The sequence below is a fragment of the Pseudomonas fragi genome (assembly GCF_002269505.1).
Taxonomy (GTDB): Bacteria; Pseudomonadota; Gammaproteobacteria; order Pseudomonadales; family Pseudomonadaceae; genus Aquipseudomonas; species Aquipseudomonas fragi_D.
The window spans coordinates 1-2,639 of the sequence record NZ_NQKQ01000054.1 but is presented as its reverse complement, the minus strand read 5'-3'; the positions used below and the strand labels follow the sequence as shown (position 1 = coordinate 2,639).

At 45.4% G+C, this 2,639-nt stretch carries 3 protein-coding genes; all 3 read left to right on the top strand.

Translation table 11 applies throughout. The features are described from left to right. On the top strand, positions 1-259 hold a 259-nt coding region (locus CJU81_RS24175), incomplete at its 5' end, for a hypothetical protein (protein WP_217902773.1). Between the two features lie 72 nt (positions 260-331). Next, entirely contained in the window at positions 332-1,252 is a 921-nt protein-coding gene (locus tag CJU81_RS23425) for a replication initiation protein (protein WP_095038435.1), read from the top strand. Between the two features lie 663 nt (positions 1,253-1,915). Then, a partial coding sequence (locus CJU81_RS23420) for a hypothetical protein (protein WP_095038434.1) occupies positions 1,916-2,639 on the top strand: 724 nt, incomplete at its 3' end.

Here is a 2,639-nt window from a genome sequence, read left to right as displayed (position 1 = left end):
CAACGATATTGCCAAGACAAAAGAATATGGCAGATTATCGGCAATGCTTAACAATCAGATTGTTAAGTGGATATTCTCAATAGGGTCAGGTGATATAGGCAATGAGAATAGGCAAAAAAACAGGATTGAAAAAACAACCGAAGAATTAAGTAAGTTGAACATTTCGAAGGAACAGGCTGAACTACTTGACAGTATGTTCGAGATGGCGGAAACGAAAACCGGCAAGACCCTCGAAAATAGGGTAAGATGGAAAATATAACTTAAAAGATTCCCCTCTGTGTCCGATAGTTTGGCGACAGGAAGACACAGAGGGGGGAGGGACATAAACAGTATGACACAACTACAACTTTTTACAAGCACATTACCAGCAAAACCATATTATACAGATGACCTTGCAACTGGCTTGCACATAGCAAAAGCAGAGATTGCAAAAAAGGCTAAATACATACAGCACAATGGCCCAACCCATATGCTGTGGTTGGCTTTTGATATTGATAGACCAGGTGCAGCGATGGACTGGTCAGATAGAGGCGCACCGGCTCCAAATCTGACAGTGATGAACCGAGCAAACGCACACGCTCACGCCCTCTATGCCCTCGAAACACCAGTCCGCACAGCGCCCGATGGCAAAAAAGCCCCGCTCCTGTATGCCGCTGCCGTAGAAAACGCCCTGTGCGAGCTTCTGGACGCTGATAGAGGCTATTCAGGGCTTATTGTGAAGAATCCCCTGCATCACCATTGGCAGGTAACGCAGTGGCATCACGAAACATACGAATTGGGTGAACTGGCTGACTATCTCGACCTGAAAACGCCGGCACAGCGGAAAAAGGTCGTTGCTGACTATGGATTGGGTAGAAATTGCACGCTTTTCGAGGAACTGCGTAACTGGTCGTATCGAGCAATCCGCCAAGGCTGGCCCGCCTATCGCCAGTGGCTCGATGCCTGCCTGACCCGTGCGCAGATGATAAATCTAAATTTCTCAAACCCTCTTCCGTTCAGTGAAGTGAGAGCAACGGCGAACAGCGTCGCCAAGTGGACCCACAAAAGGATCACAGAAAGCGATTTCGAATATTTCGTTGCGAAGACTCACACCAGCGAAATACAGGCACGCCGTGGCGCTTTGAAAGGTAAGACCCGCAGGGAACAGGGTATTGAGCTAATCGCACAGGGTCGAACCGTAGAAGAAGTTATGGCAATCACTGGTGCCAGCAGAGCAACGATTTTTAATTGGAAAAACAGGATGGAGGGGTGAGAGGGGGAAACCCTGCCCAGAATCCAAGGCACCCTACGGGCTATTATCTGATATAGGCTTTTAGACTTTTCACTGCAAAGCCCCGAAACGAAAGGGGATTCCCCTTTTCGAAGAATGCCCTAAAACGTGCCTCCAACCCTCGACCTACTGCGCCAGCAAGCTGGCTTGGTCTCAGGTTATGGAAGGTAGAAGCCGGTCAAAATGGCTGAGCTTGCTCAGGCGTTTTGAGGGGCTACATATCTTCATAATTTTCCTCGTGCCCACAGACGTTGCAGACGTGCGTAACCTCATACGTCGAATCGCCGTTTGCCCTGCTAACCACCTCAAAATAATCCAGATCGTCATCGTCAATGCTCGAGTCTTGCCATCTCTCTTTGATCTCTGTTCTGGTTGTGGTGTGGTCTGTTTCGGCGTCGCATTCATTGCAAAATAATATGTCTGTCATAGTTTTAAAGTTTGTTTCGAATATTATACATATTGTTTTTTTGATTTTGATTTTAGCGGGTGTCGGGGCGCAGACCTGACCGCAGAGAGGAAGCCAGTGCGAAGCACAAGGCGTGAACCCGTAGGGTTCTCCTATCTAGAATTAAAACGAAATAGTGATGTTTGATTGATATTTCGATTTTAAATGGTATATATATTATATAACAATTAAAATCGAATATGACAATCAAGAACTGGTTCGTAAGAAGCGAGCGAATAAAAGATAAGCATGGCGGGTTAATTAAATACGGCAAGTATTTAGTTAACATGGAACATGCTAATCACAAGAATACAGAGAGCATAATACCGGTATACGGCAATATCGAGAATTTCATTAGAACTTGTTCTAATGAAGCCGTAAGTTTGGACTTAGAGAACTCCCAAAAGAAGGGAGGGCGACCAGTCCAAAGTTATGCGCAAAGTTTTGTTTTCAGTCTTCCGCCAAGTGTGGTTAAACCAACACAGGACGAATGGAAATCTATAACAAGCGATATCCTAAAAGAACTCGCCAAGAAGTTAGATATTGATATTAATGACTTCAAAGGTCGAGTGTTCGCTAATGTCCACGACCAAGACAATCCACATCTGAATTTAGTGGTGTCCAGAGTCGTCCAGGGCAAGACGTTGAAGGCTTTGGATCAAAAGGGAACGATAGGCGTAGCCAAGAAAGCTTTCAACGCTGCAAGCCTTGCGCGCTGTGGCTTGGACGTGTCTGCATATGAGCCTTTGCAGACGAATGTAGGTCCTCATTTAGCGAAGTGGCAATTGCAACAAAAGGACTCTGAAAAAGCATTAAAAGAAATTGGGCTAAAATCAAAAGCATTCGACAACGATATTGCCAAGACAAAAGAATATGGCAGATTATCGGCAATGCTTAACAATCAGATTGTTAAGTGGATATTCT